Origin of the sequence: Pseudomonas putida, assembly GCF_002025705.1 — a bacterium.
GTDB classification, from domain to species: Bacteria; Pseudomonadota; Gammaproteobacteria; order Pseudomonadales; family Pseudomonadaceae; genus Aquipseudomonas; species Aquipseudomonas putida_J.
On record NZ_CP018846.1, the window covers coordinates 2,425,650 to 2,451,562 of the forward strand.

Below are 25,913 nucleotides of genomic sequence, written 5' to 3' on the forward strand. Positions count from 1 at the left end.
AATCAAGGACTTCTGCGTAGGCTTTTAACCGATTGATTGGATGCTTCCAGACCAAAGCTTTCAAACATTTTTTCGAAGTCGATTGTCCTACCGTTTTGAACTCCGCCCGGCACAGGGCTTGCTGGCGGTGTTGATGGGGCAGCTGCGCTACCAAATGAGTGGTTGGAACTTTCACTGCCACTCTCAAAATTTGCATCCAGGCTGCTACTCGAACTCGAACTCGAACTCGAACTCGAACTCGAACTCGAACTCGAACTCGAACTCGAACTCGAACTCGAACTCGAACGGCTTCGGCTTTGCCAGATCTCGCCCGATGCTGAATCAGTATCCTGATTGCTCCTTGAATGCGCTGGAAGGATGGATGACGTATCACCTTCTACTTGTCCCTGTTTAGGCGTTCTATTTTCTAACGAAGCGCTTCGCTGACGTTTACTGAGAAGGGCTGGACTCTCCGAGCGAGGCCTTTTGCGGGTTGCTTGCTACATGCGGGGCGATGATTTTGGCTTAAAGCCGTTATGTTTCATCATATGCCCAGTCGGGTCGGTATAATTCACTGGGTCCCCAGCGCAGTAAACGTAGCTATTCAGTCCCCCTTTGCCAAATGGACTCATGTCGTCAGGGGCGGTGAAGCGCATGATCGTGGGGTTGTATAGTCGATATCCATTTCCCGACCAGTAATGACCAGTGAGAATGTCTGGATGCTCGCCGCAAAATCCAAGGAGAAGTCTTGGCGTATCTGCCAGCAATGAAAAACCATAGGGTGTAAATGCAGGGTTCAAGGTGGCTTGTCGTCGCATTTTCACAGTTCTCGTACCCGGAATTATGCCTGTACAAAAGACTGAGGCCAGTTGCAAAAGCTCGCAACTGGTAAAAGTGCCAGGGCTGTCATGTAGGGTATTTGGCAGGTGACCCGCCGACATTGAACATATGTGCGTTCACCCCGCCTTGCGCAAGGTCAGGTTGATCCGCCGCTCGCCCATTCTCGGATGCACGCCTGGCTTGATGGGCAATACCCCATGAAAGCGCAGCCGATCTTCACCTCCCCACACCAGCACATCACCATGGCTCAACGGAATCCGCTGAGTCCTGTCCGAACGCTGCAACCCGCCAAACAGAAACACCGCCGGCAACCCCAATGAAATCGACACGATCGGCTGGCCGAAGTCCTGCTCGTCGCGGTCCTGGTGCAAGCTCAGGCGGGTGCCGGGCAGGTAATGGTTGACCAGGCAGGCATCTGGCACGAAACCCTCGAAACCGGCAGCCGCCGCTGCGCGGCCCGCCAGCGCGAGCAGCACCTGGGGCAGGGCAGGCCAGGGTTGGCCGCTGACCGGGTCTGTTGGGCTGTAGCGATAACCCTTGGCATCACTGACCCAACCCAGCGAACCGCAGTTGGTCAACGCCACCGCCATGTTAAGGCCACCCGGTGTCTGCATGTGCCTGAATGGCGCAGCGCGCAGCACCGGGCGCAGGGCGTCGAGCAGTGGCCCGATGTCGGCCAGAGCAAAGCCGGGCAGCAGCACGGTGTGGCTGGCCAGGTGTTGCGGCTGGGGGCCGAACAGGTCGAGGTCGGACTGGATCATGGCGCTGCGGCGTGGGTGAGTTCCAGGCATTGTAAGCCCAACGCGGTCCTTGTAGGAGCGGCCTTGTGTCGCGAAGGGGGGCGAAGCGCCCCCAGGATTTCAGCTTCGCCGCAGATATCGCCGGGGCTGCTTTGCAGCCCTTTCGCGACACAAGGCCGCTCCTACAAGGACCGCGTCATCACTCATGTGCAAAGCAGGGAGATAAAAAGGAACCGCGACGCCAGGGAGAGGAGACGCCGCGGTTCAAGGGGGGAGCCGGTCAGCGTTGGGTAGCGGTAGCCGTGTTGCCGTTGCCCATCTGGCTGATGGTGGCGCTTTGGTAGGCACCGCTCTGGTTGACGATGGCGGCGTTGTTGTTGCCGCCCTGGGTCACGTAGGCGACGTTGGCGCTGTCAGCCTGCTTGATCGTGGCGCTGTTGCCACTGCCATACAGCTGGGTGGTGTAGCTCTGGTTGGCGTAGCCGGACTGGTCCAGGTTGATGCTGTTGCCACTGCCGGTGGACGAGCCGTAGGCGTAGTTGTCGGTGCCGCGCTGGTCGGCGATGAGGCTGTTGTCGCTCCCGTTCTGCTCGAAGTACAGCTCGTTGTAGCTGTCGGCCTGTTTGGTCTGCATGGTGTTGCCGGTACCTTTCTGGCTCAGCGTGGCCAGTTGGTACTCGCCGTTCTGGGTCAGGTTGGCACTGTTATTGGTGCCGTTCTGGTTGATGTCGGCGGTCTGGTTCTTGCCGAACTGGCCACCCAGCTTGTCGCCTTTCCAGTTGCTGGCCAGGACCTTGTTGCCAGTGCCCTTGCTGTTGATGGTCAGGCTCTGGTTGTCACCGGTCTGGTAGCTGAAGTTGCTGTTGTTCTTGCCGCTTTGCGAGACGGTGGTGTTCGAGTTGTTGGTTTCGAACTGATCCGACCAGCTGGCGTTGGACTGACCTGTCTGATACAGGTTGGCGACGTTGTCCTTGCCGAAGCTCTGGTCGATGTAGCCTTCGTTGGTCTGGCCGGTCTGGTTGACAGTGGCGCGGGCGCCGGTCTGGGTGTCCTGCCAGACTTCCACCGAGTGGCCGGTGCCGTACTGGTCGATGGTCAGCGTGCCGCCGATGCCGTCGCGCTGGTCACCGTAGGCGAAGTTCTGCTTGCCTTGCTGGTAGATCTGCACGTAGCCGTCGTTTTGCAGTATGTGTTCGGAGGCGGCGTAGTTGTCCTGGCCATCCTGTGTGATGTTGGCGCGGTTGTTACTGCCGCCGAACAGCTGCTCGACGAAGGCTTCGTTGCGCTGGCCGCTCTGGGTGGTGGTGGCCTGGCTGTTGGTCTGGGTGTCCTGCCACACGGTCGAGCGGTTTTCGCTGCCTTGCTGGTTCTGCAGCGACTGGTTGCTCTCGCCCACCGACTGGCTGGCGAAGGCATCGTTATAGGAACCGGATGCCTGCTGGGTAATCTGGCTGCCATTTTCGAACAGCTGCTCGCCGTAGCCTGCGTTGTACGAACCACTGGCGCTCTGGGTGATGGTACTGGTGCTGTTTTCCTGCACCGCCAGGTGGTTGTGGCCCTTGCCGGTCTGGGTCTGGGTGGCCGCAGCGAACGGCGCGACCGTCTGCTGTACCTCGGCGATGTTCTGGTTACCGGTCTGCGACTGGTTCGAGTTGCTGTCGTCAGCCATGACCTGGCCGGCCAAGGCCAGGACGATAGCGGCGCTTAGGGGAGCGAGCTTGAACATGGTGGTGCCTCCAGGTCTATCGGTATTGGGTGATCTGAACACGCTGGCCATTGCCGGCTTGGGTCACTGAGCTGCTCAGGCCTGCGCCTGCCTGCTCGATAGTTGCGCTGTTGTTGTTACCGATCTGCTCGATGCTGGCGCTGTTGCTGGTGCCGCTCTGGCGGATCGCAGCGCTGTTGCCATATCCCTGTTGGCTGATGCTGGCCATCAGGTCACTTCCTTCCTGCAGGATGTACGCCTCCTGCGCGCCCCCGGCCTGGACGATGCGGCCCAGCAGGGCCTGGCCGTTCTGGTCGAGGGCGGCGCGGTTGCCGTTGCCTTGCTGCTCGATCACCGCCGCCTGACCGGCACCGGCCGGCAGCAGGCGGATGATCACCGGTTCACCGAGGTCGCTGCCGGGCGCAAGGTCGGCGTTGTCCATCAGGTCATCGGCCCCGGCCTGGCCCGCCAGGGCCAGGCTCAGCAGCAGTGGATACAGGCGCTTCATGGCGTTCTCCTGGCCTTACTGCACAGTTACGTTGACGGTACGGGTACTGCCTTGGCTGCTGGTCACGGTGGCGGTCGGTGCGGCCGTCGGGATGACCGTGGTGCTGTTGCTCACCGTCAGGCGCCAGCGGCCGGTGACCGGTACCGTGGTGGTGCCGAGGGTCTGCACGCCGGTGGTGGTGGTGACCCGCACGGTGATGGTGTTGCCGGTGGTCACCGACGAGGTGCCGCTGACATCCCAGTTGTAACGGTTGTTCGAGCGGGCCAGGACGGTGGCGGCGGTGACGGCGAAGGTCTCGCCGGCTGCTGGTCGTGGCTGCACGTTGACCGTGACGGTGGCCGGCGCGGATACCGCGCCCAGGGAGTCACGCGCCTGGTAGGTGAAGGTGGTGGTGAAGGCCGTGGTGACGGTGGCCGGTGGGGTGTAGCTGACGGTGGTGCCGTCGCTGGTCACCGTGCCGCGGCCGGCTGCCGGTTGGGTGAGGTTGACCACGGTCAGCGGCACGTTGCCTTCCGGATCGGTGTCGTTGGCCAGCACGTTGATGGTCAGCGGGGCGGCCAGGGTGGTCGCAGTGTCCGCGTTGGCGGTTGGTGCCTGGTTGGGCGCGACGTTGACGGTCACGGTGGCCGGCTGCGATTTCAGCCCCTTGGCGTCCATCGCCCGGTAGGTAAAGGTAGCCACCACGGGTTGCGTGGCGCCGGGCGGTGGGGTGTAGGTCACCGCAGTGCTGCCGTTGAGTACCACACTGCCCTGGCCGGTAGCCGGTTGGGTTAGGTCGGTGATGCTCAGTGGCAGGTTGCCGTCCGGGTCGCTGTCGTTGAGCAGCAGGTTCATCGTCAACGGCACGCCGACGCTGGTGCTGCCGACATCGGCCTGGGCGATTGGCGGCTGGTTGCCAGCCTCGACCGGCGCGGTGCCGACGACTACCACCGGCTCTACATCCACACCGCCATGGCTCGACTTGATGGTGACGGTCGCAGGTGGCTGGCTCACATCATTGATGGTGAGTGTCTGCAGGGTGCCGGACTTGGACAGGCGACCGTAGCCCTGGGCGACCATGTCCGGGATCACCACTTCATCGCTGGAGCGCGCTTCGATGGTCAGCCGCTTGTTGCTCCACTCGTAACGCGCGGTACTGACTTTGACCACGTCGGACAGCTTGCTGGAAATGGCGGTCGGCTGGGTATTGATGTCGCTGCTGCTGGCCGTCACTACCACGACTGGCGGCGGCGCCACCTGGCTCAGTTGCTGGCTGAAGAACAGCCCGCTGTTGTCGGTGAGCATGCTGAACTGGCAAGGCGATGGCGGCGTGCCGACCAGGGCCAGGCCATTGCGCAAGCAGACGCTGGCGCCTGTCGGAGCCTTGGCAAACACCTCCACCCGGGTACCGCTGCCATTGCGCGAGTAAGTCGCCCGCTCAAGCGTCGCCGGCAACTGCGGACGCTGGTCGAGCACCTTGCCGGAAACGGTGAACAGGTTGGTCTCGATGCGCCCGGGTGGGCCGTCGATGCGGATGAAGTTGGTGCCGAACGGGCTGCCCTTGATCGCTTCCGGCCGGTTGGGGTCGCCGATGAAGGTGTCAGTGGTGCCGGTGTCCGGGTTCACGGCGGTATAGGGTGCGCCGAAGCCCTGGATGAACGGGCCGATGGCACCATTGAGCGCCCCGGTGAAGTTGCCTGGCGCGCCGATACCGATGTCACGGGTGATGTTGATCGCCCGGCGCCCCGGTGTGGTGACGTTGACCGTCTCGACACCGTAGGGGTGGGTGATGGTGTAGGTACCAGCACGTGGGACCGAGACGCGGATACGGATGCGGGCAAAGCTCTGCTGGTCACCATCGACCGGGTTCTCAGCGGCGAAGGCCGCCTCTACGCCGGCAACATAGGCATCGAGCTCATAGCCGCTGTTGCCCACGGCCGGAATACTGGTTTCTGCCAGGAACCAGAACATCTCCGGTGGCCAGTTGTCGGGGAACACCAGCGGCAAGGTATCGTCGAAGATGCCCGGCTCCGGTAGCAGCGTGCACATGTAGGCCGGTGCCCCCGGTGCGCCGGCTACCAGGGTACTGACGGCGCGTGAGCGGCACAGTTCCAGTGACAGGCCGTCGCTGTCCTTGTACCACAGCGGGAAACCGCCAGTGGCGAAGGTGTAGGGGCCAGGGTCGACATCGGACAGCGCAGCCCAGGCCGCACTGCTGATAGTGAGGGAGAAACCGGCGGCCAACAGCGCACGGCGTTGCCAAGTGTTCATGCTGCCTCCTTGAAGGCCAAGCCTTTGTCTGTTCATGGCACCAGCACCACGTCTTCGATGTCGCTGCCGCCGTTGGCGCTGGTGACTTGCACCTTGGCCGGCGGAATGGGCGACAAGTTGGCGGTCAGGCTTTTCTGCGCGCCATCGCCAGTGAAGTTGCCGATGAAGGTGCCGTTGCCGGTGCGGGCAGTCATTGCCGGCGGGCTGGTTTCGTCGCTACTGGTGGCGATCAAGGTCAGGGTGGCGTTGGCCAGGCTGTATTCGGCCTTGGTGATGGTGACCAGGTCGGTGAGCGGCAGGTTGGCGGTGGTCACACTGCTGGTGGGGATCGCCACGCTGTTGTCAGCGCTGATCAGCATGCTGGTCGGCAGCGCCGGGTTGAGTGCCGACTGGGCATACCAGGTGCCGGTGCCGTTGGCTTCGGTCAGTGGCAGGTTGGGCGTCTGGCTGGTCAGGGTGGCGCTGCCAGGCGGTGGCGGGGCCAGCACGAACACGTCTTGCTGGGCGCGCAGGTCACCGTTTTCGGTGTGCCGCGAGTAAGTGCTGCGCAGCGGGATCAACGGGGTAGGCCGGACCACCTCGGAGAGCTTGCCGGAAATGGCGAACAGGTCGGTGCGCAGGTCGATGCCCCCAGGGCCTTCGATGCGTACGAAGTTGGTGTTGAACGGGCTGCCGGTGGCACGCTCGTTGAGGTTGGGGTCGCCGATGAATTTCTCGCTGCCTTCAGTGTAGGGGCCGTTGACGCTACGCAGGAACGGCCCGACATCACCCTTCAGCGCGCCAGTAAAGGTGCCGGCAGAGCCGATACCGATGTCGCGGGTCATGTTGATTGCGCGGCGCCCGGCGGCGGGTACATCGAACACTTCGACGCCGTAGGGGTGGGTGACCACGTAGGTGCCGGCCGCGGGAACATCGACCCGGATCCGCACGCGGGCGAAACTGATCTGGTCGTTTTCTGCCGGGTCGCCGCCGCCGAATGCCGCTTCAATTGCGCTGCCGTAGGTCAGGGTGACCCCGCGGGCGGCGTCGGTGATGGCCGCGTCGGCGGTGAACCAGAAGGCTTCATCCGGCCAGTTGGTCGGGAAGACCAACGGCTTGGTGTCGTCGAAGATGCCTGGGGCAGGCAGCAGGGTGCACATGTACGACGGTGCACCGGGGGCGCCGGCAACCCGCGAGCTCACTGCCTTGGACAGGCACAGGTCGAGGGTGCGGCCGTGGGTGTCTTGGTACCAGGCGGCGTAGTGGCCGTTTTCAGGTGTGTAGGGCCCAGTGTCGACGGCATACAGCGCTGCCTGCGCCGGGAGCTGGAACAGGCCGGCGACGATCGCCACTGCCAGCGGGTTGGGTATCGGTCGGAGCATGAGTCAGTTCCTCCTGCTAACGGGCCCATGGACTTGGGGCGTCTGGGAGGACTACGGCAACAGCCATGCCAAGATTTTCACATTGGGCTGCAGGCCTTGTGTGGCTTGGGCTTCAGGTGTGGGGCTGATGGTCTTTGCAGGTTTTCTGGTGGGCGGTGTTCCCCAGCATTGGGGTTAGCGGTGGGGTTGGGAGTACATGCCTTGAGAGAGATGCCGCCTGGGAGATCGAGCGCCGCCCGCGCGGCGCATCGCGGATAAATCCGCTCCTACATTTGTTGCAACGTGCCAAACCTGTTACGCCATGGTTGCCCGCCCTGGCGCATGACTTGAGCCGTGCAAACCGGCTGACAACCATGACCTGTCAGGCATGGCCACGTTGCAACAGATGTAGGAGCGGATTTATCCGCGATGCGCCGCGCGGGCGGCGCTCGATCTCACAGGCCCCCCCTCAAGGCATGCACCTCGACGCCCACAAAAATCTCCCGCACACTGCGAAAAAAAACCAAGCCCGTTGCCCTGACACGGGGGCCACAGCTGGAGCAAACATGGCGCGACAATTTCCCATAACAAACGCCCAAGACCCGCTGCACGAATCCCGCCAGGCCCGCCTGCGCCTGGCCAGCGAAGGTGAGCTGCCGCTGGGCATGCTGCGCGATGAAATCGACGCTTCCTGGCGCCGCAGCCTTGGCCATGGCCTGGATTGCCTGCAAGGCGAACAGGTCGGCCTGGGGCTGCAGCAAGGCCACGACCTGCGCGCGCTGCTGGAACGCAACCGGCTGCTGGTGGACGCCGTCACCCCTGAACTGGACTACCTGGTCTCGCGCCAGGGCAAGGCCGGCATCATCATCCTCGGCGATGCCCAGGCCAACGTGCTGGCCATCGAAGGCCAGACCCACGTGCTGGAACGCGAAGGCCTGCGCGACCTGCACCCTGGCAGCTGCTGGAGCGAATCGCTGCGTGGCACCAATGCCATCGGCACCGCCGTGGTGGAAGGCCGGCCGACGCTGATCAACTGCGGCGAGCATTACCTGGACCGGCTCAGCCCGTTCTCCTGCACCTCGGTCCCGTTGCGCGATCCGCGTGGCGAAGTGATCGGCGTACTCGATATCACCCGCGAAGGGGTCATGGCCCAGCCACAGGACAGCCTGAGCATGCTGATGATGGCGGCTGGCAATATCGAGAGCAGGATGTTCGGCCTGTGCCACCCCCAACAGCTGGTGCTGGCCTTCCACAGCCGCCCGCAATACCTCAACAGCGCCTGGCACGGCTTGCTGGCGCTGAGCCTGGATGGCGAGGTGCTGGCCGCCAACGACAATGCCTGCCAATTGCTGCAGGTGCCGCGCCAGGGTCTGATCGGGCGGCGCAGCAGCGACCTGCTGGGCGAACGTTCGCCGGCCTTCATCGCCCGCCTGTGGCAGGGCGGGGTGAGCAATGTGCAAACGGCCAAGGGCGAATTCTTCTTCCGTGCGCTGCAGCTGCCGCGGCACAGCCCGCTCAACGGCAGCGCGGCGCCTGCCAAACCGGCGCCGGCCAACCAATCGCCTGCGCTGGATGCCCTGGCCGGCGGTGATGCACGGCTGGCGCGTAACCTGCGCATGGCCCGGCAAGGGCTGGGCAACGGCCTGCCAGTGTTGCTGCTGGGCGAGACTGGCACTGGCAAGGAGGTGGTGGCGCGAGCCCTGCACCAGGCCAGCCCGCGAGCGGACAAGCCGTTTGTTGCGGTCAACTGCGCCGCCATACCCGAAGGGCTGATCGAATCCGAACTGTTCGGCTACCGCGAAGGCGCCTTCACCGGCTCACGCCGTGGCGGCATGGTCGGGCGGCTGATGCAGGCCCATGGCGGCACGCTGTTCCTCGACGAAATCGGTGACATGCCGCTGGCCCTGCAGGCGCGGCTGTTGCGCGTGCTGCAGGAGCGCCGGGTCGCGCCGCTGGGCGCGGGCGACGAGCAGGACATCGACGTGGCACTGATCTGCGCGACCCACCGCGACCTCAAGCGCCTGGTGCAGGAACAGCACTTTCGCGAAGATTTGTACTACCGGGTCAATGGCGTATCCCTGCGCCTGCCGGCCTTGCGCGAACGCGATGACCTGGCGGGCATCATCGAGGGCTTGCTGGACAAGGCCGGCGCCAGGGGCGTGACCCTCGACCCGGCCCTGACGGCGTTGCTCGAAGGCTTCGACTGGCCGGGCAATATCCGCCAGCTGGAAATGGTCGTGCGAACCGCCCTGGCCATGCGCGAGGACGGCGAGCAGGTGCTGACCCTCGAGCACCTGACTGACTGCCTGCTGGATGAACTGGCCAGTGGCGCGGCGCCATCCGGTAGCCTGAAGGACAACGAGATGGAGCTGATCCGCACTGCGCTGGCCCGGCATCAGGGCAATGTCTCGGCGGCTGCCGAAGCCCTGGGCATCAGCCGGGCGACGCTGTACCGCAAGCTCAAACAGTTGCGTGGCTGACATGGGTAACCTGTTCGCCAGGCTGGTGGAGTCCAGCAACCCGCTCCTCATGCGCCAGGCCCTGGCGTGGCTATACGGTTTCGTCCGCCCCCATCGACGGGCTATCGGCGTACTGCTCGCCTTGTCCTTCGGTGCATCGCTGCTGGCCCTGGTACAACCCTGGCTGGTCAAGACGCTGATCGACGAAGGCCTGTTGGCCAAGGACTACCAGACCCTCTGGCACATGGCGGCGATCATGATTGGCGCCGGCCTGCTGGGCACCGTGCTGGCGGGCGTCAACCGCTACCTGCACACACGGTTGTCGGGGCGCATTCTGTTCGCCCTGCGCGATGACCTCTATCGCCACTTGCAGCAGTTGTCGCCGACCTTCTACGGGCGCCGGCGTACCGGTGACATTCTCTCGCGGCTCGACGGCGATGTTGCCGAGATCCAGCGTTTTGCCGTGGATTCGCTGTTCTCGGCGGTGTCGGCGGTGATTGGCCTGGTGGGCGCGGTGGCGCTGATGCTGATGCTGTCCTGGCAACTGTCGCTGCTGCTGGCGCTGTTGATCCCGATCGAGGTGCTGTGGCTGCGCTGGATGCGGCGCAAGGTCGAGCGTGAGGTGCGCAACTTGCGCGAGCGCTCGGCGGACGTGTCGTCGTTTCTGGTCGAGACATTGCCGGCGATGAAATTCATCCAGGCTGCCGGCCAGCAAAATCGAGAGGCCGGGCGCCTGGACCAGCTAGGGCAGGGCTACATGCGCCAGCTGCTCAAGGTGCAGGTGACCGAGTTCTTCACCCAGGCGATCCCTGGCACCTTGACCTCCTGGTGCCGTGCCTGCGCGTTCCTGGTTGGCGGCTGGTGGGTGATCCAGGGGACCTGGCAGCTCGGCGCATTGATTGCGTTTTCCACCTACATGGGCATGGCGGTCGGCCCGGTGCAGAGCCTGTTGGGCCTGTACGTGGCGGTGCAGCGCATGGCGGTGAGCCTGGGCCGGGTAATGGAGCTGAAGCAGGAGGCCGTGGCAGTGCGCGAAGCAGAAACACCCAGGCCCATGCCCCAAGGGCCCGGCGAGCTGCGCCTGGAAGGCGTGTGCTTTGCCCATGACGGGCGCCAGGGGGCGGTGCTGGCCCAGGTCGATGCCTGCATCGCCGGTGGCCTGAAGGTCGCCATCAGCGGTGCCTCCGGTGTCGGTAAATCGACCCTGATCGACCTGCTGCAGCGCTTCTACGACCCGGATGCCGGGCGCATCCTGCTCGACGGCGCCGACCTGCGCGAGCTTGACCTGGCCGCTGTGCGCCAGCGTATTGCCGTGGTCAGCCAGGACATCGTGCTGTTCCGCGGCACCCTGGCGCAGAACCTGGCCTACGGTGCCCCGCAGGCCAGCCGTGGGGAGCTGGAACGGGTGGTGCAACTGGCCCACCTCGACAGCCTGGTCGAGAGCCTGCCGCTGGGCCTGGACGGGCTGCTCGGTGAGCGTGGCCAGCAGCTGTCCGGTGGGCAGAAGCAACGTATCGCCATCGCTCGAGCGGTGCTCCAGGCCCCATCGATCCTGGTGCTCGACGAAGCCACCTCGGCGGTGGACGAAGCCACCGAACGCGAAGTGATTGCCGCTATCGACGAACTGTTCGCCGGGCGCACGCGCATCTTGATCAGCCACCGCGCCTCGACGCTGGCCGACGCCGACCTGCATCTGCACCTGCAAGGTGGGCAGCTGCGCGTATTGCCCCAAGAGGCGATCAAGCATGGCCGCTGAGCTCAGGGTCGGCGTGATCGACAGTGGTTGTGCGCCATCGCAGGCATTGGTCATGGCGCGACGCTTCTGGCTGGAAGAGGGCGTGCTGTGCGAGGGCGAGTTGCAAGCTGACCGGCTTGGCCATGGCAGCGCCGTGGTCACCAGGCTGCAAGCTGAGGCCGGCGAGCTGCCGCTGCTGCTGGCCCAGGTGTTTACCGAGCAAGGCAGTACCAGCGCCTTGCAGGTTGCCGCCGGGTTGTTCTGGTTGGCGGAGCAGGGCGTTACGTTGATCAACCTCAGCCTTGGCCTGCAGCAGGATCGGCCGGTGCTGCGCCAGGCGTGCGCCGAGGTGCAGGCAGCCGGGGTGCTGCTGTGTGCGTCCAGCCCGGCGCAGGGTAATGCGGTGTATCCGGCCTGCTACCCGGGCGTCATCCGTATTACCGGTGATGCCCGTTGCACGCCGGGGCAGTGGTCTTGGCTGGGTACTGCCCAGGCCGATTTCGGTGGTTACGTGGGCGAGCGCGGCATGGCCGGGGCAAGCCTGGGTTGTGCCGCTGTCACCGGGCGGATTGCGGCGCTGTTGCAGCGCCAGCCTGGCATGGACCGCCAGCAGGTGCATGCCTGGCTGCAGGCGAATGCTGCGTTCAGCGGCCCAGAGCGCCGAGGTGCAGCAGATGCATGAGCCGCGCATTCTGGTGTTGGGCGCCGGGCCTGCCGGCGCCGCTACCGCGCTGGGCCTGCGCCGTCTGGGTTACCCGGTGACGGTGGTCTCCGACTGGCGGCGTTTTGCCGCCGTGGAAGGGGTTTCACAGCGGGTGCTGGAGGGGCTGCGCCATGCCGGCCTGGGCGGCGCCCTGGCCGAGGCGGCGGTGCCGGCGACACGCCAGGTGCGCTGGAATGGCCAGCACTTGCAACTCAATCAGGAATACCTGCTCGACCGCGAGCGCTTTGATCGTGCGTTGCGTGATGACTTGCTGCGCGCAGGAGTGACAGTGGTACAAGGGCGTGTGCGTGAAGTTGCGCGCGCCGAGGGCTATCAGGTTCGGCTGGATGATGGGCAACTGCTTCAGGGCAGCTTCCTGGTCGAGGCGCGCGGCCGCCAGGCACCGTTGGCGGCGGACCGTTTGCGTGGGCCGGAAACGGTAAGCCTGCTCAACCTCTGGCAATCAGCACCTGGCAAGCCGGCGTCGGCGGTGGAAAGCCTGGACGATGGCTGGGCCTGGATGGCCCGGTTGGCTGACGGGCGTTGCTATTGGCAGGTGACCCTGGACGCCGACGGGCTGCCGGGCAAGGCGGCGCTGCCCGAATTTTGCGCCGCACGCCGTCGAGCCTCGGCACTGGTGGCCGAGCTGTTCGATGGGCATGCGCTGGAGCCTGCACAGGTGCACGCGCGCAGCAGCACGGCCATTCTCGCTGGCGACTGTGTCGGGGACGACTGGTTGCGGGTGGGCGATGCGGCGATGGCGGTTGACCCATTGTCGGGGAACGGGATATTCCAGTCGCTGTCGTCTGCGCTGCAGGCGCCAGTGGTGATCAATACCTTGCTGCGCCGGCCAGAGCGTGCCGCACTGGCGAAGCAGTTTCATCAGCAGCGTATCGAGCAGCTGTTTTTGCGCTTTGCCCGTATCGGGCGGGATTTTTATGGGCAGGAGCTTGAGCGTGCCGGGCAGCCATTCTGGAGGCGCCGTCAGGCCTGGCCGGATGCGCAGCCGTTGCACCTGGCGGCGGACTGGAAGGCTGTCAGGGTGGCGCGGCGACCTGTGTTGCGCGATGGATTCGTGGACGAGGCCGAGGTGGTGGTGACGGCGGATCAGCCATTGGGGGTTTGGCATTTGCAGGGGATCGAGCTGGCGCCGGTGGTGTGCAGTTTGCTTGCAGGTGAATTGCTCGATGAAGTATTGAATGGAAAATCCAGGGAACAACAGATGATGCTGCGGCGGTGGCTCGGCGAGCAGGGTTACATCTGAGATCTTGGGGCCGCTTTGCGGCCCTTTCGCGACGCAAGGCCGCTCCTACAAGAGTGCGCGTACTCTTGTAGGAGCGGCCTTGCGTCGCGAAAGGGCTGCAAAGCAGCCCCATTCTGAATATCAGAGCTTGATCAGCACCGATTTGAGCTCGGTGTAGTGCTCGATGGCTGCGGCGCCCATCTCACGGCCGACACCGGACATCTTGTAGCCACCAAACGGCAGCGCCGGGTCCAGCGCGCTGTGGCAATTGACCCACACCGACCCCGACTTGATCCGCGGAATCATCCGGTGCACTGCCGCCAGGTCGTTGGACCAGATGCTCGCGCCCAGGCCATAGGGGTTGTCGTTGGCCATGCCGATCACTTCGTCGATGTCGTCGAACGGCATCGCCACCAGCACCGGCCCGAAGATCTCCTCCTGCACCAGGCGATGGCGCTGGTCGACGTCGACGATCACCGTCGGTTTGACGAAGTAACCCGGGCCGAACCCTTCACCGCCGCAGGCGATGGTCGCCCCCAGTTCACGGCCGAGCTCGATGTAGCCGGTGACCCGGTCCTGCTGCTTGGCCGAGATCAGCGGCCCCATCTGTACCGCCGGGTCCAGGCCGCTGCCGAGCTTCATGCCGTTGGCAATGCCGGCGATATCGGCCACCACGTTGTCGAAGTGCTTGCGGTGCACATACAGGCGCGAGCCTGCGCAGCACACCTGGCCCTGGTTGAAGAAGATCGCCGTGGCGGCGCCGGCGGCGGCTTCCTGCAGGTTGGCGTCGGGCATGACGATGGTCGGCGACTTGCCGCCGAGCTCCAGGGTGACACGGGTCATGTTGTCCATGGCCGCCTTGCCGATCAGCTTGCCCACTTCGGTGGAGCCGGTGAAGGTCAGCTTGTCCACGCCCGGGTGGCGGCTCAGTGCTGCGCCAGCGTTCAGGCCGGTACCGGTGATCACGTTGAATACCCCGGCCGGGTAGCCTGCCTCGTCTACCAGCTCAGCCAGCTTGAGCGCTGTCAGCGGGGTTTCGTCGGCCGGCTTGAGCACCACGGTGCAGCCGGTGGCCAGGGCCGGGCCGAGCTTCCAGCAGGCCAGCAGCAGCGGGAAGTTCCAGGCGACGATGGCGCCGACCACGCCGACGGCCTCGCGGCGCACGAAGCCATGGAACTGGTCGTTGGGCATCAACGGCATGGACGCTTCGACGGTGCTACCCTCGATCTTGGTGGACCAGCCGGCCATGTAGCGCAGGAAGTCGATGGCCAGTTGCACGTCCATGACCTTGGCCACCGCAGCGCTCTTGCCATTGTTCAAGCATTCCAGCTCGGCCAGTTGCTGCGCGTCGCGCTCCATCAGGTCGGCCAGGCGCCACAGCAGGTTCTGCCGCTCGCGCGGGCGCACGCGGCTCCACGGCGAGTCATCGAAGGCCTGGCGTGCGGCGCGTACGGCGCGGTCGACGTCTTCCTGCTCGGCGGCGGGCACTTCACCGAGGACTTCACCCGTGGCCGGGTTGCGGAACGACAGCGTGCGACCGCTGGCGGCGTCCTGCCAGTCGGCGCCGATGCGCATCTTCAGCTTGCGTTCGAGGAAGGCGCGGGTGGCGGGCAGGATGGGCAGTTCGGAAAGCATGGGGCTGTGCCTCTTGTCATTGGATGTGGCGAGCACTGGCGCAATGCGCGTGCCAAGGTGGTGCGAAGGGCGCAAGGCATTGAACTGGCGGGGTTTTGCCTGGGTGCAAGGTCAGGCTTGCAGGCCTGCGCTGTTGCACATTGAGACGCTGTGAGACGGTGGTGACACAGTGGCTGTGCTGGCTTCTTCGCGGGCAAGCCCGCGGCCACAGGACTTGCGCAGTACATGAGTTGTGCGCTGTACCTGTGGGAGCGGGCTTGCCCGCGAAGGCCTGCAGAGCAGGCCCTGTCTCAGGATGAAACACCTTGTCGCGAAATGGCACGCTCCAAATACCCAGGCAAGCGCTGGGCGCTGCCGGTGAAAGCCGCTAAAAGATTGAAATACAACGCTTTTAGCCCACCTGGCACAGTTTCTGTATCACAACTGTCACATGCACACCTGCTGTACCAAAGCGTGTGAAAAACGATAAGAACAACAACCGTGGAGGTCTGACCTTGAAGACGACTCGACTCCGGCGGCATGCGGGCAAACTGGCGCTGGTCGCCGCCGCACTGCTGGGCACCCAGGCCATGGCGGCCGAGCAGGGCCCGAGCCTGTTGCAGAACAAGTGCATGGGGTGCCATATCCCCGAGGGCAACGATACCTACAGCCGCATCAGCCACCAGCGCAAGACGCCGGAGGGCTGGCTGATGAGCATCGCCCGCATGCAAGTCATGCATGGCCTGCAGATCAGCGACGATGACCGGCGTACCCTGGTCAAGTACTTGGCCGACAAGCAGGGCCTGGCGCCAAGCGAGACCGATGGCGTGCGCTACGCCATGGAGCGCCGGCTCAACACTGTCGAGCACTTCGACACCCAGCTCAGCGAAACCTGTGGCCGTTGCCACTCCGGTGCCCGTGTCGCCCTGCAGCGGCGCCCGGCGCAGGAATGGGAACACCTGATCAACTTCCACCTCGGCCAATGGCCATCCCTCGAATACCAGGCCCAGGCGCGTGATCGCGACTGGCTGGAAATTGCCCTCAAGCAAGTGGTCCCGAACCTGGCCAAGCGCTTCCCGCTGGAAAGCCCGGCCTGGGCCGAGTGGCAGAAGGCCAAGCCGACCGCCGACGCGCTGCCGGGGCAGTGGGCGTTCAGCGGCCACATGCTGGCCAAGGGCGATGTGCGCGGGGTGATGACGGTCAGCGCCGACCAGGGCGATACCTTCAAGGTCGAGGTCAAAGGCAGCTACGCCGACGGTACCCCGTTCAACGGCACTGGCACGGCAATTCTCTACAACGGCTATGAGTGGCGCGGCAACGTACAGGTCGGCGACAGCAACCTGCGCCAAGTGTTCGCTGCGCTGGATGGCGAAATGAAAGGCCGCATGTTCGAAGCCGATCACGACGAGCGTGGCCTGGACTTCACCGCAGCCAAAGAAGGCAAGGCGCGCTTGCTGGCGGTTCAGCCTGAGTTCATCAAGGCCGGGGGCGAGAGCGAGATCACCCTGGTCGGCACTGGCCTGGCCGGCAAGCCTGAACTGGGCGCTGGCGTGGAGGTGACCGAGGTGCTGGAGCAGACCCCGACCCTGGTGCGTGTGAAAGCCCGCGCTGCGGCAGATGCCAAGCCTGGCCAGCGCGAGGTCACGGTCGGTGCGCTCAAGGGCGTCAACCTGGCGGTCTACGACAAGGTCGAGGAAGTGAAGGTGGTGCCGGCGTTCTCCATTGCCCGTATCGGCGAGAACGGCGCTTCGGTGCCCAAGGTCCAGGGCCGTTTCGAAGCCGAGGCCTGGGGCAAGGACGCCAGCGGCCAGCCACTGCGTATCGGCTATCTGCCGGCTACCTGGGCGGTGGAACCCTTCAACGAGCGTGCTGGTGAAGACGAAGACGTCAAGTTCGCCGGGCAGATGCAGGCCGACGGCGTGTTCGTGCCGGGCGGCGCAGGCCCCAACCCGGCGCGCAAGATGGGCACCAACAACGCCGGTAACCTGAAGGTCATCGCCACGCTGGCCGATGGCGGCCAAAAGGGCGAGGGCCACATGATCGTCGCGGTGCAACGCTGGAACAACCCGCCACTGCCGTAACGGCAGGGCGTAACGGTTTTTCCAACGGATCGATTATCGGGAGGTCGCCATGGGCGTACTACTGAACCTTGTCGAGCGCAACCTGCACGAAGTGCAGGTCGATGCCGACCGCATGCTGTTCCATATTCCCAGCAGTTCGCTGTTTGCCACCGATGCGGTGACCGGCAGCATCATCGATGCTTTGCGCCAGCAAGGCTGCTCGGCCGAAGAGCTGATGCAGCGCCTGGGCCAGCAGTTTGCCGGCGATGATATCCAGGACACCCTGCGCGAGCTGATCGCGCTGGAACTGGTCAGCGACGGCTCGCCGCTGACCCCGGAAATCGCCCTCAAGCAGGTCGAGCGCACTGCGCTGAACACCGTGGTGCTCAACGTCAACACCGGTTGCAACCTCAGCTGCACCTACTGCTACAAGGAAGACCTGGACAAACCGTCCGCCGGCAAGAAGATGAGCACCGCCACCGCCGAAGCCTCGGTGGAGATGCTGCTCAAGGAGTCGCCCAACGAGGAGCGCTACAGCGTGGTGTTCTTCGGTGGCGAGCCGCTGTCCAACCGGCCGCTGATCGAGCACATGGTCGCGTACTGCGAGCGGCGCTTCGCCGAAGCTGGCAAGCAGGTGGAGTTCATCATGACCACCAACGCGACCCTGCTCACCGAAGAGATCATCGACTGGCTCAACGCCCACCGCTTCGGCTTGTCGATCAGCATCGACGGCCCGAAGACCGTGCACGACCGCAACCGCATCACCGTGGGCGGGCAGGGCACCTATGACGTGGTGCGGCGCAAGGCCGACCTGCTGCTGTCGCGCTACACCAGCCGCCCGGTGGGTGCACGGGTCACGCTGACCCGTGGCATTACCGACGTCGAAACCATCTGGAACCACCTGTTCAACGAAATGGGCTTCGCCGAAGTCGGCTTTGCCCCGGTCACCTCCGGCGACATGGCCGACTTCAACCTTACCGGCGAAGAGCTGGTGCAGGTGTTCGCCAACATGAAGGCGCTTGGCCGCAAGTACCTGGAGGCAGCGCTGGAGCACCGCAACATCGGCTTTTCCAACCTGCACCAGCTGATCACCGACATCCACGAAGGCCACAAGAAAGCCCTGCCGTGCGGTGCCGGGCTGAAGATGCTGGCCGTGGACCACGAGGGCGAGCTGAACCTGTGCCACCGCTTCACCGGCTCCAGCCTGCCGACCTTCGGCAACGTTCACCAGGGGGTGAAGCAGGCTCAGCTAAACGACTTCCTGTCCCAGCGCCTGGACCGCAGCAACACCGGCTGCGAAAGCTGCCGCATTCGCAACCTGTGCTCCGGCGGCTGCTACCACGAGAGCTACGCCCGCTACGGCGACCCGCAGCACCCGACCTACCACTACTGCGAGCTGATGCGCGACTGGGTCGATTTCGGCATCGAAGTCTACAGCCGCATCATGGCCGCCAACCCGGCCTTCATCGACCGCTACATCACCCCGCGGAAGGCGCACTGACATGAAGCACTTGAAGCCCCTGAACAACAAGGCGCGCATCCTCGAGCAGGCCGCCGCCGAAGACCGCGTCGAAGAAGTCATGGCCATGAGCGCGGTGGCTGGTTGCACCGCCACCACCGACCCGGGTTGGGAAGTGGACGCCTTTGGTGGCGTCAGCTCGCTGTGCCAGCCGATGGAAGCCGACCTTTATGGTTGTTCCGACCCTTGCTGGTGGCCGGCCCAGGTGCCGGACATGATGAGCACCTACCAGGACTGGAACGCCCAGGCGAACAACTCCCAGGAAGACTGGCGCAACCTCGGCACCGTGTTCCCGAAAGACAAGTGACCGGCCCAACAAGAATGACAAGGGGAAACCGCATGAAAGCTGGACGCTGCGCGCAACTCGCGCTGACCATCGCCGCCACGGCCTGCGCCTGGGCGGTACAGGCCGATGATGCCGGGCCGGCCCTCAAGGCTGGCCAGGAATACCTGATCACCACCAATTACCCGAACAACCTGCACGTCATCGACGTGGCCAGCGACACGCTGTACAAAAGCTGCCAGATGCCCGACAAGTTCGGCCCCGGCACGGCGATGATGGCGCCGGACAACCGCACCGCCTACGTGCTCAACAACCACTATGCCGACATCTACGGCATCGACCTGGACACCTGCAAGACCACCTTCCACGCCAACCTGTCCAGCGTGCCGGGCGAAGTCGGCAAGTCGATGTACTCGTTCGCCCTGAGCCCGGATGGCAAAGAGGTGTACGCCACGGTCAACCCGACCCAGCACCTGAACGACCACTACGTGGTCAAACCACCGCGCCTGGAGGTGTACAGCACCGCCGACGGCCTGGAGGCCAAGCCGGTGCGCACCTTCCCGATGCCGCGCCAGGTCTACCTGATGCGCGCCGCCGACGATGGCAGCCTGTTCGTTGCCGGGCCGGACATCTACAAGATGGACGTCAAGACCGGCAAGTACACGGTGGCCTTGCCGCTGCGCAACTGGAACCGCAAAGGCTACAGCGCCCCGGATGTGCTGTACTTCTGGCCGCACCAGAGCCCGCGCCACGAGTTCTCGATGCTCTACACCATCGCCAGGTTCAAGGACGCCAAGCAGGACCCGAACGAGGCCGAGCTGCTGTATGGCTACCTGAGTGTCGACCTCAAGACCGGCAAAACCCACACCCAGGAGTTCGCCGACCTGACCGAGCTGTACTTCACCGGCCTGCGTTCGCCGAAAGACCCGAACCAGATCTACGGCGTGCTCAACCGCCTGGCCAAGTACGACATCAAGCAGCGCAAGCTGATCAAGGCGGCTAATCTGGAGCACACCTATTACTGCGTGACCTTCGACAAGAAGGGCGACAAGTTGTACCTGGGCGGTACCTTCAACGACCTGGCGGTGTTCGACCCCGAGACGCTGGAGAAGGTGAAGAACATCAAGTTGCCCGGGGGTGACATGTCCACCACCACGCCGCAGGTGTTCATCCGCTGAACCGGTGTTGGCTTCATCGCGGATAAATCCGCTCCTACAGGCCAGCGGTGCCCTTGTAGGAGCGGATTCATCCGCGATGAGGCCAGGCCAGACAACACAAGAACAACAAGAGAATGCCCATGCCCCAGCCAAGCTACTCCCAGGGCAACCAGACCAAGGCCCTGCTCAGCCAATGCATCGGCGATGCCTTCGACACCACCGTCGCCCGTTTCCCCGAGCGCGATGCGCTGCTGGTCCGCCACCAGGCCCTGCGCTACACCTGGCAGCAGCTGGCCGACGCCGTCGACCAGCACGCCCGCGCACTCATGGCCCTGGGCGTACAACCCGGCGACCGCTTGGGCATCTGGGCGCCCAACTGTGCCGAGTGGTGCATCACCCAGTTTGCCAGCGCCAAGGTCGGCGCGATCCTGGTCAACATCAACCCGGCCTACCGTTCCAGTGAGCTGGACTATGCGCTCGGCCAGTCCGGCTGCCGCTGGGTGATCTGCGCCGACGCCTTCAAGACTTCCGATTACCACGCCATGCTGCTGGGCCTGGTCCCGGGCCTGGCTAACGGTCAGCCCGGCGCCTTGAGCTGCGAGCGCTTCCCCGAGCTGCGCGGCGTGGTCAGCCTGGCGGTTTCACCACCGCCCGGCTTCCTCGCCTGGCATGACTTGCAATCCCGCGCCGAGTCCGTCAGCCCTGCAGCCCTGGCCGAGCGCCAGGCACAATTGCGCTGCGACGACCCGATCAACATCCAGTACACCTCCGGTACCACTGGCTTCCCCAAGGGCGCCACGCTCAGCCACAGCAACATCCTCAATAACGGTTACATGGTCGGCGAAAGCCTGGGCCTGACCGAGCATGACCGCCTGGTGGTACCGGTGCCGCTGTACCACTGCTTCGGCATGGTCATGGCCAACCTCGGTTGCATGACCCACGGCAGCACGCTGATCTACCCGAATGACGCCTTCGACCCGCTGGCGACCCTGCGCGCCGTGGCCGAGGAAAAGGCCACCGCCCTGTATGGCGTGCCGACCATGTTCATCGCCGAACTGGACCACCCGCAGCGCGGCGACTTCGACCTTTCGAGCCTGCGCACCGGGATCATGGCCGGCGCCACTTGCCCCATCGAAGTGATGCGCCGGGTAATCGGCGAAATGCACATGGCCGAGGTGCAGATTGCCTACGGCATGACCGAAACCAGCCCGGTGTCGCTGCAGACCGGCCCCGACGACGACCTGGAGCGCCGCGTGACCAGTGTCGGGCGCACACAGCCTCGGCTGGAAAACAAGGTGATCGATGCCGACGGCAATACGGTGCCGCGTGGCGAGATCGGCGAGCTGTGCACCCGCGGCTACAGCGTGATGCTCGGCTACTGGAACAACCCCAAGGCGACCGCCGAGAGCATCGACAGTGACGGCTGGATGCACACCGGCGATCTGGCGGTGATGGACGAGCAGGGCTATGTGCGCATCGTTGGGCGCAGCAAGGACATGATCATTCGTGGCGGCGAGAACATTTATCCACGGGAGCTGGAGGAGTTCTTCTTCACTCACCCGGCGGTGGCCGATGTGCAGGTGATCGGCGTGCCGTGCAGCAAATATGGCGAGGAGATCGTCGCCTGGGTGCGCCTGCACCCGGGGCATACCGCGAGCGCGGACGAACTGCGCGAGTGGGCGAAGGCGCGGATCGCGCACTTCAAGGTGCCCAGGTATTTCCGCTTTGTCGACGAGTTCCCGATGACGGTGACCGGCAAGGTGCAGAAGTTCAGGATGCGCGAGATCAGTATCGAGGAACTGACCAATGGCTAACTGCATTGCGCCGCTGCGCGATCTTTTAACTGCATGGTGCCGCTGCGCGATCTTTGTAGGAGCGGCCTTGTGTCGCGAAAGGGGCCGCAGAGCGGCCCCAGCAGTTAATGCATTACTGCTGAAATCCTGGGGCTGCTTTGCAGCCCTTTCCGACCGGTCCGGCGCCCCGGCAAGGCCGCTCCTACATCGACCGCGTCACGTATTTAGTCGAGCAGCAACTCCGGGCTATTGAAATTGCTCAACCTGCGATCATCCCCGGCACACTCAAACCCCTGCACAGCCTCCCGCAGCAAGGCCTTCTGCAAACTCCGCTCACCCGCCGCCCAGGCCTGCTCCAGCACCGGCAGCACCTGGCGTGGCAGTACGCTGAACATCGGCTGCCAATACCCACCCTGACGCACCATCGCGGCACTGTTCCCGTCGATAGCCAGTTGCCTGAGTACATCGATCAGTCCTTGATCAACCAATGGCGCATCGCACGCCAGCAGCACCACCCATTCATGCCTGGCCACTTGCAGCCCGGCAATCACACCGGCCAGTGGCCCTGGATAGTCCGCTTCGGCATCCCCTACCAGTTGGTCGGCATAGGCGGCATACGCCTGCTGGTTGCGGTTACAGGAAATCACCAGGTCATCGCTGAGCGGCCGCACGGTACGGTGGATATGCGCAACCAAGGGCTCGCCGCGCCATTCCATCAGGCCTTTGTCACGCCCGCCCATGCGCTGGCCGCGGCCACCGGCGAGGATCAGAACGGAGCAGGGGGGCAGTGTTTCTGGCATGAAAAAGGGTTCCGGGCAGTCAATGCCCGGAACCCTCTCATTCAACGCTCGGCTTGTCCAGTCAGGCTTCGCCGGCCTGCGTCTGTTCGGCCTTGGTACGGCCGCGCCCGGCCAGGCGCATCACCACCACGAAGAATACCGGCACGAACACCACCGCCAGCGTGGCACTGAGCATGCCGCCGATCACCCCGGTACCGATCGCCTGCTGGCTCGCGGAGCTGGCACCGGTGGCGATGGCCAGTGGCACCACGCCGAGGATGAAAGCCAGCGAGGTCATGACGATCGGCCGCAGACGCAGGCGTGCGGCCTGCAGTGCTGCGTCAGCGGCGTCCACGCCTTGGTCGACCAGGTGTTTGGCGAACTCGATGATCAGGATGGCGTTCTTCGCCGACAGGCCGATCAGGGTAATCAGGCCGACCTTGAAGAACACATCGTTGGGCATGCCGCGCAGGGTCACGGCCAGCACCGCACCGAGCACGCCGAGCGGCACCACCAGCAGCACCGCGGTAGGGATCGACCAGCTTTCGTACAGCGCCGCCAGGCACAGGAACACCACCAGCAACGACAGCGCCATCAGCAGCGGCGCCTGGCTGCCGGACAGGCGTTCCTGCAGCGACAGGCCGGTCCATTCCAGGCCAGCACCGGCCGGCAGTTGCGCGACCAGGCGCTCGATCTCGGCCATGGCCTCGCCCGAGCTGTGGCCGGCTGCCGGCTCGCCGGAAATCGACACCGCCGGGTAGCCGTTGTAGCGGGTCAGCTGCACCGGGCCGCTGACCCACTTGGCCTGGACGAACGCACCCAGTGGCACCATCTTGCCGCTGTTGTTGCGCACGTGGATTTTCAGCAGGTCCTCGACCTGGCTGCGCTGGTCGCCTTCGGCCTGCACCACCACCCGCTGCATGCGGCCCTGGTTGGGGAAGTCGTTGACGTAGCTGGAGCCCACGGCTACATCCAGCACCGAGCCGATGTCGGCGAACGACACGCCCAGGGCGTTGGCCTGGCGGCGGTCGATTTCCAGTTGCACCTGCGGGCTCTCCGCCAGCGAAGACTCACGCACGTTGGCCAGCACCTTGCTCTTCTGCGCGCCGGCCAGCAGCTCGTCGCGGGCGGCCATCAGCGCTTCATGGCCCATGCCGCCGCGGTCCTGCAGGCGCAACTCGAAGCCGGTCGATTCACCCAGGCCGTCGATTGGTGGTGGCAACACCGAATAGGCCACGGCGTCCTTGAGCTGGGTGAAGGCCATGGTGGCCCGGTCGGCGATCGATTGCGCGCTGTCATCGGCGCCGCGCTCGGACCAGTCCTTGAGCGTGGTGAAAGCCAGCGCGGCGTTCTGGCCGCTGCCCGAGAAGCTGAAACCCAGGATCAGCGTGGTGTTGCCCACGCCCGGCTCCTCGGCGTTGTGCGCCTCGATCTGCGCCGCCACCTGCTCGGTGCGCATGCGGCTGGCGCCCGGCGGCAGCTGGATATCGGTGATGGTGTAGCCCTGGTCTTCGGTGGGCAGGAACGCCGTGGGCAGCTGGCTGAAGCCATACCCCAGCACTGCCAGCAGCACGCCATACACCAGCAAGTAGCGGCCGCTGCGCTTGAGCGCCTGCAGCACCCAGCGCTGGTAGCCGTTGCTCATGCTTTCGAAGCGGCGGTTGAACCAGCCGAAGAAGCCCTTGCGCTCATGGTGCTCACCCTTGGCCAATGGCTTGAGCAAGGTGGCGCACAGCGCCGGGGTCAGGCTCAGGGCGAGGAAGGCCGAGAACAGGATCGACACCGCCATCGACAGCGAGAACTGCTGGTAGATCACCCCCACCGAGCCTTTCATGAAGGCCATGGGCAGGAACACGGCCACCAGCACCAGGGTAATGCCGACGATGGCGCCGCTGATCTGGCCCATGGCCTTGCGCGTGGCCTCCTTGGGCGGCAGGCCTTCCTCGGCCATGATCCGCTCGACGTTCTCCACCACCACGATGGCGTCGTCGACCAGGATGCCGATGGCCAGGACCATGCCGAACAGAGTCAGTACGTTGACCGAGAAGCCCATGGCCAGCATCACCGCGAAGGTGCCCATCAGCGCCACCGGCACCACCAGGGTCGGGATCAGCGTGTAGCGCAGGTTCTGCAGGAACAGGAACATCACCGCAAACACCAGCAACATGGCCTCGAACAGGGTGTTGATGACTTGCTGGATCGACACCTTGACGAATGGCGAGGTGTCGTAGGGGATGTCGTACTTGACGCCTTCTGGGAAGTAGCGCGACAGCTCCTGCATCTTCGCCCGCACCAGGGTGGCGGTTTCCATGGCGTTGGCCCCTGGCGCCAGCTGCACGCTGAAGGCGGTGGCCGGCTTGCCGTTCAGCCGCGTGCCGTACTGGTACTCCTGGGCGCCGACCTCGACCCGGGCGACATCGCCGACGGTGACGCTGGAGCCGTCCGGGTTGGCGCGCAGGACGATGGCGGCGAATTCTTCGGGCGTGCTCAGCTGGCCCTTCACCACCACGTTGGCGGTGATTTCCTGGGTGTTGCGGGCGGGCAGGTCGCCGATGCTGCCGGGGGCCACCTGGGCGTTCTGTGCGGCGATGGCCTCGGCCACGTCGTTGGGCGTGAGGTTGAAACCGATCAGCTTGCTCGGGTCGATCCAGATGCGCATGGCGCGTTCGGAACCATACAGCTGCGCCTTGCCGACACCCTTGAGGCGGCGGATTTCGTTCATCACATTGCGCGCGAGGATGTCGGATAGCGCGGTTTCATCGAGGCTGCCGTCCTCGGAGGTGAGGGTGCCGAGCAGCAGGAACCCGGTGGACACCTTCTCTACCTGCAGGCCTTGCTGGGTCACCTGGCGCGGCAGGCGCGACTCGACCACCTTGAGGCGGTTCTGCACGTCGACCTGGGCCAGGTCCGGGTGGGTGCCAGGCTCGAAGGTGGCGGTGATGGTGGCGCTACCCAGGCTGCTTTGCGACGAGAAGTACAGCAGGTTGTCGGCGCCATTGAGCTCCTGCTCGATCAGGCTGACCACGCTTTCGTCCAGGGTCGCTGCCGAGGCGCCCGGGTATACGGCATAGATCTCCACCTGCGGCGGCGCCACGTTGGGGTACTGCGCCACCGGCAACTGGGGGATGGCCAGGGCGCCGGCGAGCAGGATGAACAGGGCGACGACCCAGGCGAAGATCGGGCGGTCGATGAAGAACTGCGGCATG

The 25,913-nt window shown here is 64.7% G+C and carries 18 protein-coding genes and 1 pseudogene; 10 read left to right on the plus strand and 9 right to left on the minus strand.

Annotated elements, in window-relative coordinates:
• Positions 1–162: 162 nt before the first annotated feature.
• Entirely contained in the window at positions 163–333 is a 171-nt protein-coding gene (locus tag BUQ73_RS28385) for a hypothetical protein (protein WP_161492842.1), read from the plus strand.
• 194 nt (positions 334–527) lie between these two features.
• On the opposite strand, the pseudogene BUQ73_RS28605 reads toward BUQ73_RS28385, so the two are convergent.
• The 6 genes and pseudogenes from BUQ73_RS28605 to BUQ73_RS11030 form a co-directional block, all read right to left on the minus strand.
• Positions 528–770 (minus strand): annotated as a pseudogene (locus BUQ73_RS28605) (RHS repeat-associated core domain-containing protein); the annotation flags it as partial.
• A gap of 165 nt (positions 771–935) precedes the next feature.
• Entirely contained in the window at positions 936–1,580 is a 645-nt protein-coding gene (alkB, locus tag BUQ73_RS11010; RefSeq protein ID WP_079227955.1) for a DNA oxidative demethylase AlkB, read from the minus strand.
• A 259-nt stretch (positions 1,581–1,839) separates the two neighbouring features.
• The gene (locus tag BUQ73_RS11015) at positions 1,840–3,285 is read right to left on the minus strand and encodes a curlin (RefSeq protein WP_079227956.1); all 1,446 of its coding nucleotides are present in this window, start codon (positions 3,283–3,285) and stop codon (positions 1,840–1,842) included.
• 16 nt (positions 3,286–3,301) lie between these two features.
• The gene (locus BUQ73_RS11020) at positions 3,302–3,772 is read right to left on the minus strand and encodes a curlin (protein ID WP_027916697.1); all 471 of its coding nucleotides are present in this window, start codon (positions 3,770–3,772) and stop codon (positions 3,302–3,304) included.
• A 15-nt stretch (positions 3,773–3,787) separates the two neighbouring features.
• The gene (locus BUQ73_RS11025; RefSeq protein WP_079227957.1) at positions 3,788–6,022 is read right to left on the minus strand and encodes an Ig-like domain-containing protein; all 2,235 of its coding nucleotides are present in this window, start codon (positions 6,020–6,022) and stop codon (positions 3,788–3,790) included.
• 32 nt (positions 6,023–6,054) lie between these two features.
• On the minus strand, positions 6,055–7,383 hold the full coding sequence (locus BUQ73_RS11030; RefSeq protein ID WP_079227958.1) for a hypothetical protein: 1,329 nt from the start codon (positions 7,381–7,383) through the stop codon (positions 6,055–6,057).
• 545 nt (positions 7,384–7,928) lie between these two features.
• On the opposite strand from BUQ73_RS11030, the gene BUQ73_RS11035 reads away from it, so the two are divergent.
• Genes BUQ73_RS11035 through BUQ73_RS11050 form a run of 4 tightly spaced genes read left to right on the plus strand, consistent with a single transcriptional unit; the run spans position 7,929 to position 13,523 of the window.
• Positions 7,929–9,842, plus strand: coding sequence for a sigma-54-dependent Fis family transcriptional regulator (locus BUQ73_RS11035; RefSeq protein WP_079227959.1), 1,914 nt, complete (start codon positions 7,929–7,931; stop codon positions 9,840–9,842).
• Position 9,843: 1 nt separating this feature from the next.
• Positions 9,844–11,577, plus strand: coding sequence for an ABC transporter ATP-binding protein (locus BUQ73_RS11040; RefSeq protein WP_079227960.1), 1,734 nt, complete (start codon positions 9,844–9,846; stop codon positions 11,575–11,577).
• Complete coding sequence (locus BUQ73_RS11045; RefSeq protein WP_079227961.1) at positions 11,567–12,238, plus strand: S8 family serine peptidase; 672 nt, start codon at positions 11,567–11,569, stop codon at positions 12,236–12,238. The genes BUQ73_RS11040 and BUQ73_RS11045 overlap by 11 nt, the downstream gene beginning before the upstream one ends.
• Positions 12,231–13,523 (plus strand): NAD(P)/FAD-dependent oxidoreductase, encoded by a 1,293-nt coding sequence (locus BUQ73_RS11050; RefSeq protein ID WP_079230533.1) that lies wholly within the window; start codon positions 12,231–12,233, stop codon positions 13,521–13,523. The genes BUQ73_RS11045 and BUQ73_RS11050 overlap by 8 nt, the downstream gene beginning before the upstream one ends.
• A 120-nt stretch (positions 13,524–13,643) precedes the next feature.
• Here BUQ73_RS11050 and BUQ73_RS11055 read toward each other — a convergent pair whose 3' ends face one another.
• Positions 13,644–15,137, minus strand: coding sequence for an aldehyde dehydrogenase family protein (locus BUQ73_RS11055; RefSeq protein ID WP_079227962.1), 1,494 nt, complete (start codon positions 15,135–15,137; stop codon positions 13,644–13,646).
• Positions 15,138–15,631: 494 nt separating this feature from the next.
• Between BUQ73_RS11055 and peaA the strand changes: the two genes are divergently transcribed.
• The 5 genes from peaA (at position 15,632) to BUQ73_RS11080 (ending at position 21,949) form a co-directional block, all read left to right on the plus strand.
• Positions 15,632–17,197 (plus strand): quinohemoprotein amine dehydrogenase subunit alpha, encoded by a 1,566-nt coding sequence (gene peaA / locus BUQ73_RS11060; protein WP_079227963.1) that lies wholly within the window; start codon positions 15,632–15,634, stop codon positions 17,195–17,197.
• A 49-nt stretch (positions 17,198–17,246) separates the two neighbouring features.
• The gene (peaB, locus tag BUQ73_RS11065; RefSeq protein ID WP_079227964.1) at positions 17,247–18,677 is read left to right on the plus strand and encodes a quinohemoprotein amine dehydrogenase maturation protein; all 1,431 of its coding nucleotides are present in this window, start codon (positions 17,247–17,249) and stop codon (positions 18,675–18,677) included.
• 1 nt (position 18,678) lies between these two features.
• Positions 18,679–19,002: a quinohemoprotein amine dehydrogenase subunit gamma gene (gene qhpC / locus BUQ73_RS11070; RefSeq protein ID WP_027916687.1), complete on the plus strand. Its 324-nt coding sequence runs from the start codon at positions 18,679–18,681 to the stop codon at positions 19,000–19,002.
• Between the two features lie 32 nt (positions 19,003–19,034).
• Positions 19,035–20,156 (plus strand): quinohemoprotein amine dehydrogenase subunit beta, encoded by a 1,122-nt coding sequence (gene peaD / locus BUQ73_RS11075; protein ID WP_079227965.1) that lies wholly within the window; start codon positions 19,035–19,037, stop codon positions 20,154–20,156.
• Between the two features lie 119 nt (positions 20,157–20,275).
• Positions 20,276–21,949 carry a fatty acid CoA ligase family protein gene (locus BUQ73_RS11080; protein ID WP_079227966.1) on the plus strand — a complete coding sequence of 558 codons (1,674 nt, stop codon included), beginning with the start codon at positions 20,276–20,278 and terminating at the stop codon, positions 21,947–21,949.
• 203 nt (positions 21,950–22,152) lie between these two features.
• Here BUQ73_RS11080 and mobA read toward each other — a convergent pair whose 3' ends face one another.
• Together mobA and BUQ73_RS11090 are read right to left on the minus strand one after the other, a co-directional pair.
• Positions 22,153–22,728: a molybdenum cofactor guanylyltransferase MobA gene (gene mobA, locus BUQ73_RS11085; protein ID WP_079227967.1), complete on the minus strand. Its 576-nt coding sequence runs from the start codon at positions 22,726–22,728 to the stop codon at positions 22,153–22,155.
• Between the two features lie 61 nt (positions 22,729–22,789).
• Entirely contained in the window at positions 22,790–25,912 is a 3,123-nt protein-coding gene (locus BUQ73_RS11090; protein WP_079227968.1) for an efflux RND transporter permease subunit, read from the minus strand.
• Between the last annotated feature and the right edge of the window lies 1 nt (position 25,913).